Source organism: Mesorhizobium sp. M1A.F.Ca.IN.020.04.1.1, assembly GCF_003997315.1.
Taxonomy (GTDB): Bacteria; Pseudomonadota; Alphaproteobacteria; order Rhizobiales; family Rhizobiaceae; genus Mesorhizobium.
The window spans coordinates 11,022-17,638 of the sequence record NZ_RZSN01000128.1 but is presented as its reverse complement, the minus strand read 5'-3'; the positions used below and the strand labels follow the sequence as shown (position 1 = coordinate 17,638).

5 protein-coding genes and 2 pseudogenes are annotated in these 6,617 nt (G+C 63.9%); all 7 read right to left on the bottom strand.

All coding sequences use genetic code 11. The annotated features are described in order from the left end of the window. A partial coding sequence (gene metG / locus EOA49_RS22640; protein ID WP_127243355.1) for a methionine--tRNA ligase occupies positions 1 to 1,372 on the bottom strand: 1,372 nt, incomplete at its 3' end. A gap of 134 nt (positions 1,373 to 1,506) precedes the next feature. Continuing rightward, entirely contained in the window at positions 1,507 to 2,562 is a 1,056-nt protein-coding gene (locus EOA49_RS22635; RefSeq protein WP_095825414.1) for a DNA polymerase III subunit delta', read from the bottom strand. After that, positions 2,559 to 3,233: a dTMP kinase gene (tmk, locus tag EOA49_RS22630; protein WP_127217493.1), complete on the bottom strand. Its 675-nt coding sequence runs from the start codon at positions 3,231 to 3,233 to the stop codon at positions 2,559 to 2,561. The genes EOA49_RS22635 and tmk (EOA49_RS22630) overlap by 4 nt, the downstream gene beginning before the upstream one ends. A 72-nt stretch (positions 3,234 to 3,305) precedes the next feature. After that, a pseudogene (locus EOA49_RS22625) lies at positions 3,306 to 4,319 on the bottom strand (D-alanyl-D-alanine carboxypeptidase family protein); the annotation flags it as partial. Position 4,320: 1 nt separating this feature from the next. Beyond that, positions 4,321 to 4,857 (bottom strand): annotated as a pseudogene (locus EOA49_RS22620) (DNA polymerase III subunit delta'); the annotation flags it as partial. Beyond that, a complete protein-coding gene (gene tmk / locus EOA49_RS22615) occupies positions 4,854 to 5,528 on the bottom strand; it encodes a dTMP kinase (protein ID WP_127217493.1) in 675 nt (224 codons plus the stop codon). The pseudogene EOA49_RS22620 and the gene tmk (EOA49_RS22615), both read right to left, overlap by 4 nt. Before the next feature lie 72 nt (positions 5,529 to 5,600). Further along, the coding region (locus EOA49_RS22610) for a D-alanyl-D-alanine carboxypeptidase family protein (protein WP_164749262.1) at positions 5,601 to 6,617 on the bottom strand (1,017 nt) is incomplete at its 5' end.

The following is a 6,617-nucleotide window of genomic DNA, read 5'->3' as shown; positions in this document are numbered from 1 at the left end:
GCAAGGTCACGCGCCGGACAAGCTCGGCCGTCGTCCACAGCACCGTCTCCATGCGCTCCGGATCGGACTTGCGCAGCGCCCAGGGCTCCTGCGACGCGAAGTATCGGTCGGCGTCGGCCACCACGCCGAAGATCGCCGCCAGCGCCAGATGGATGCCCTGCTCCGCCATCGCTCTGCGCGCTACCGCAAGCGCCTCCACCGCCTGGTCGAGGATCGCCGCGTCGGCTTCGGTGAGCTCGCCGCGCTTCGGCACCGCCCCGCCGCAGTTCTTTGCAATCATCGACAGCGAGCGCTGCGCCAGATTGCCGAGGCCGTTGGCGAGATCGGCATTGGTGCGGTTGACGATCGCTTCGTGACTGTAGCTGCCGTCCTGCCCGAACGGCACCTCGCGCAGGAAGAAATAGCGTACCTGGTCGAGCCCGTAATGCTCGATCATCGCGAACGGATCGACGACATTGCCGACCGATTTGGACATCTTCTCGCCGCGGTTGAACAGGAAGCCGTGGGCGAAGACGCGCTTCGGCAATTCTATGCCGGCCGACATCAGGAAGGCCGGCCAGTAGACCGCGTGGAAGCGCACGATGTCCTTGCCGATGATATGCGTCGCCGGCCAGTAGTGCCATTGCTCGGATTTGGTGTCGGGATAGCCAGCGGCCGTGATGTAGTTGGTCAATGCGTCGACCCAGACATACATCACATGCTTGTCGTTGCCCGGTACAGGCACGCCCCATTTGAAAGTGGTGCGCGAGATCGACAGGTCCTTCAAGCCGGACTTGACGAAGCTGATCACTTCGTTACGGCGCTCCGCTGGACCGATGAAGTCTGGCCGGCTCTCATAAAGTGCCAGCAATTTGTCCTGATAGGCGGATAGCCGGAAGAAATAGCTTTCCTCCTCGTTCCATTCAACCGGCGAGCCAAGCGGCTCGCGGCGTACGCCGTCGTCGCCGAGCGTGGTTTCGCTTTCGTCGAAATAGGCTTCCTGGCGGACCGAATACCAGCCGCTGTAGCGATCAAGATAGATGTCGCCATTGGCGGCCATCGCCTTCCAGATCGCTTGGCAGGATGCGTAGTGACGTTGTTCGGTCGTGCGGATGAATTCGTCGTTTGAGCCCCCGACTGTCTCGGTCATCGAGCGAAAGATTGCCGAATTGCGGTCGGCGAGCGTTATCGGCGCGATGCCTTCCTTCTCGGCTGTCTGCTGCATCTTGAGGCCATGCTCGTCGGTGCCCGTGAGGAAGAACACTTCCTTGCCGTCGAGACGCTGGAAGCGGGCCAGCGCGTCGCTGGCGATGACCGTATAGGCGTGGCCGATATGTGGCTTGCCATTCGGATAGAAAATCGGCGTGGTCAGGTAGGATTTTTCGCGTGACATGAATGAACCGTCATGAAGGTCTGAATGTGAGTTGTGGCGGTGGATAAACTATCGGCATGGCGATTGCCATCCCGATGCATGCCGCCCGAAAGTGGTGCCCGGTTTTGGGGCAGCGGCATGCACTAAGAAAACCGTCACATTCGCATCACAGAATTCAGGCGGTCGATCATGGTCAGGGCGTGCTGCTTCTTGTCGAGATTGTAGGTCTCTGCCTCAGATATCGTGTTCACGGCCTCGTGCCAAGCGTCGGACAGCGTTTTGGCCCTGGCGAGGTCGCCGGCTAAGGCCGCTTCGCTGGCGGCGGCCGACAGCAGATCGAGCGCGCGGCGGTTGAAGATATCGAATTGGATCGCCTGGTCGCGGCCGGCAACGGCTTCGGCAAGCCGATGGGCAGCGGCAATGTCCGGCTTTTGCGCCGCCACCAGCGCGTCGAGCGCGCCGGCGATTTCCAGCCCGCCATACTGGGTAAGCAGGATCGCGTTGCGCGCGCTGCCCCCTGCCCGCTCGGCCAAAGCCGCGCGCGCCGCCGGATCGACCGGCGGCGGCGGCTCGATGCCTTCCAGCACACCCATCAATTCGTCCGGCGCAAGCGGCGTCAGCCGCACCATTTGACACCGCGACCGGATCGTCGGCAACAGGCTGCCCGGCGCATGGACGATGAGGATGAACAGGGTGCGCGCCGGAGGCTCCTCAAGATTCTTGAGCAAGGCATTGGCGGCATTAGTGTTCATGTCGTCGGCCGGATCGACGATGACGACGCGGTAGCTGCCGTCATGCGAGGTCATAGACAGGAAGCGGCTGACCTTGCGTATCTCGTCGACGGTTAGCACAGTCTTGAAGCTTTTGGTCTTGTCGTTGGCCGGACGGGTGAGATGCAGCACCGAAGGATGCGCGCCGGTAGCGATCTGGCGAAACAGCGACGAGGCCGGATCTGGAACGGCAAGCGCTTCGGGCGCGGCCGCAAAATCGGGATGTCTGAGAAGGTGATGCGCCAGGTGGAAGGCAAGCGTGGCCTTGCCGATGCCGTGCGGCCCGGCGAGGATCAGCGCATGCGGCAGCTTGCCGGCGCGGTAAGCGGTGGCAAGCATGCCCGCCGTCTGCGCGTGGCCGATCAGCCGCGAAGTTTCCGATGGCTCGGGAACGCCGTCCAACGTGTCGTGCTGTTCGGGGGCGATGCGTTCGAAGATCATGCAGGCGCCGTCTGCTTCCTTTGCACCGGCATCCGCTTTTCCAGCACCGCGAACACGGCCGCAGTGACGACGTTTTCCACCGTTTCGGGATCGGCCGACGCATCGATCACTATGCAGCGATCCGGCTCCGCCTCGGCGATCGCCAGGAAAGCCTCCCGCCGGCGCTGGTGGATGGCCACAGTCTCCTTCTCGAAGCGATCGGCGCTGTCGCCGGCGCCACGGCGTGCCGCCGCGCGCTTCAGACCTTCGGCCGGATCAATGTCGAAGATCAGCGTCATGTCGGGGACCATGCCGTTGATGGCGACCGCCTCCAGCGCTTCCATGAAATCCGGATCGAGCCCGCCGGTAACCCCCTGATAGACGCGCGAGGAATCGATGAAACGGTCGCAAAGCACGATCGTGCCGCGCTCGACCGCCGGCCGGATCACTTGCTCGACATGGTCGGAGCGTGCGGCGGCGAAGAGGATCGCCTCCATCTTCGGGCCGAAGGGCTCGGCGGCCCCGGACAGAAGCACATGTCTCACCGCCTCGGCGCCCGGCGAGCCGCCTGGCTCGCGTGTCACCAGAACCTCGTATTTCTTGGCGCGCATGCGCCGTGCCAGCCGCTCGATCTGCGTCGACTTGCCGGCTCCTTCGCCGCCTTCGAAGGTGATGAAAAATCCGCTCGCCAATCGTGAATGCCTTCGCCCGTGCTGGCCGCTGTCATAGCTCCCGTCCGGCAAAAGGTCCACGAGCCTGCCCGATCACAAATGTTTCTGACGCAGCCAGCCGACAGCCAGTTCCTTGGCGGCGTCAAGCGCACGCTGCGGCAACGTCCCGACCTTCACCGCCTCGGCGGCGAAAAGCGGCGTTCGCTGGCTGAGCGTGTCGCCTATCCAAACGCGCAGCTCCCCGACCGGTTGCCCCTCCTCCACCGGCGCCGCCACCGGACCGTCATAGACAATTCTGGCGGTCAGCTTGTCGCGGTTGGTTATCGGCAGAAAGATGTCCACCGGGCCCTTGGCTTTCAAGGCCACGCCGGATTTGGCGCCGCCGAACACTTCGGCTTCGCCGACGACCTCATCCTTGGCGAAGATCTCCGTCTTCTGGAAGGAGCGCGACCCCCAGTCTAGCAGCTTGCGCGCCTCCTCGGAGCGTTCCCGGTCGCTCGCCAGACCGCTCAGCGCCGCGATCACCCGAATGCCGTTGTGGCTGACCGTGCCGACAATCCCGAAGCCGGCGGACTCGCTCGCCCCGGCCACGAAGCCGTCGGCATCGATGCCCATGGCCAAAAGCGGATTGCGGTTCCGCTGGGAGATCTTGTTCCAGGTGAAGTCGGGCTGGCCGTAGTAGTGGAAGAACTCGGGATAGTCGCGCCAGATGTGCAGTGCCAGCATCGTGAGCTCCCGCACTGTCGTCTGCTGGCCATCTGCCGGCAGCCCGGTCGAATTGACGAAGGTCGATTTCGAGAGACCAAGCTCGCGGGCACGCTCCGTCATCTGCGCGGCGAAATTCGCCTCCGAGCCTGCCATGCCTTCGGCAAGCACGATGCAGCCGTCATTGGCGGCCTGCACGGTCACGCCCTGGATCAGATCCTCGACACGGACCGCCGATTTGAGCTTGGCAAACATCGTCGAGGTGCCCGACGGCGCGCCGCCGGTGCGCCAGGCGTTTTCGCTGACCACGAAAGTATCGTCGAGCGTGATCCGCTTCGATTTGATGGCGTTGAAGACCACCTCCATCGTCATCAGCTTGGCCATCGAAGCCGGCGGGATCGGCTACGATGAGGATGAACAGGGTGCGCGCCGGAGGCTCCTCAAGATTCTTGAGCAAGGCATTGGCGGCATTAGTGTTCATGTCGTCGGCCGGATCGACGATGACGACGCGGTAGCTGCCGTCATGCGAGGTCATAGACAGGAAGCGGCTGACCTTGCGTATCTCGTCGACGGTTAGCACAGTCTTGAAGCTTTTGGTCTTGTCGTTGGCCGGACGGGTGAGATGCAGCACCGAAGGATGCGCGCCGGTAGCGATCTGGCGAAACAGCGACGAGGCCGGATCTGGAACGGCAAGCGCTTCGGGCGCGGCCGCAAAATCGGGATGTCTGAGAAGGTGATGCGCCAGGTGGAAGGCAAGCGTGGCCTTGCCGATGCCGTGCGGCCCGGCGAGGATCAGCGCATGCGGCAGCTTGCCGGCGCGGTAAGCGGTGGCAAGCATGCCCGCCGTCTGCGCGTGGCCGATCAGCCGCGAAGTTTCCGATGGCTCGGGAACGCCGTCCAACGTGTCGTGCTGTTCGGGGGCGATGCGTTCGAAGATCATGCAGGCGCCGTCTGCTTCCTTTGCACCGGCATCCGCTTTTCCAGCACCGCGAACACGGCCGCAGTGACGACGTTTTCCACCGTTTCGGGATCGGCCGACGCATCGATCACTATGCAGCGATCCGGCTCCGCCTCGGCGATCGCCAGGAAAGCCTCCCGCCGGCGCTGGTGGATGGCCACAGTCTCCTTCTCGAAGCGATCGGCGCTGTCGCCGGCGCCACGGCGTGCCGCCGCGCGCTTCAGACCTTCGGCCGGATCAATGTCGAAGATCAGCGTCATGTCGGGGACCATGCCGTTGATGGCGACCGCCTCCAGCGCTTCCATGAAATCCGGATCGAGCCCGCCGGTAACCCCCTGATAGACGCGCGAGGAATCGATGAAACGGTCGCAAAGCACGATCGTGCCGCGCTCGACCGCCGGCCGGATCACTTGCTCGACATGGTCGGAGCGTGCGGCGGCGAAGAGGATCGCCTCCATCTTCGGGCCGAAGGGCTCGGCGGCCCCGGACAGAAGCACATGTCTCACCGCCTCGGCGCCCGGCGAGCCGCCTGGCTCGCGTGTCACCAGAACCTCGTATTTCTTGGCGCGCATGCGCCGTGCCAGCCGCTCGATCTGCGTCGACTTGCCGGCTCCTTCGCCGCCTTCGAAGGTGATGAAAAATCCGCTCGCCAATCGTGAATGCCTTCGCCCGTGCTGGCCGCTGTCATAGCTCCCGTCCGGCAAAAGGTCCACGAGCCTGCCCGATCACAAATGTTTCTGACGCAGCCAGCCGACAGCCAGTTCCTTGGCGGCGTCAAGCGCACGCTGCGGCAACGTCCCGACCTTCACCGCCTCGGCGGCGAAAAGCGGCGTTCGCTGGCTGAGCGTGTCGCCTATCCAAACGCGCAGCTCCCCGACCGGTTGCCCCTCCTCCACCGGCGCCGCCACCGGACCGTCATAGACAATTCTGGCGGTCAGCTTGTCGCGGTTGGTTATCGGCAGAAAGATGTCCACCGGGCCCTTGGCTTTCAAGGCCACGCCGGATTTGGCGCCGCCGAACACTTCGGCTTCGCCGACGACCTCATCCTTGGCGAAGATCTCCGTCTTCTGGAAGGAGCGCGACCCCCAGTCTAGCAGCTTGCGCGCCTCCTCGGAGCGTTCCCGGTCGCTCGCCAGACCGCTCAGCGCCGCGATCACCCGAATGCCGTTGTGGCTGACCGTGCCGACAATCCCGAAGCCGGCGGACTCGCTCGCCCCGGCCACGAAGCCGTCGGCATCGATGCCCATGGCCAAAAGCGGATTGCGGTTCCGCTGGGAGATCTTGTTCCAGGTGAAGTCGGGCTGGCCGTAGTAGTGGAAGAACTCGGGATAGTCGCGCCAGATGTGCAGTGCCAGCATCGTGAGCTCCCGCACTGTCGTCTGCTGGCCATCTGCCGGCAGCCCGGTCGAATTGACGAAGGTCGATTTCGAGAGACCAAGCTCGCGGGCACGCTCCGTCATCTGCGCGGCGAAATTCGCCTCCGAGCCTGCCATGCCTTCGGCAAGCACGATGCAGCCGTCATTGGCGGCCTGCACGGTCACGCCCTGGATCAGATCCTCGACACGGACCGCCGATTTGAGCTTGGCAAACATCGTCGAGGTGCCCGACGGCGCGCCGCCGGTGCGCCAGGCGTTTTCGCTGACCACGAAAGTATCGTCGAGCGTGATCCGCTTCGATTTGATGGCGTTGAAGACCACCTCCATCGTCATCAGCTTGGCCATCGAAGCCGGCGGGATCGGCTT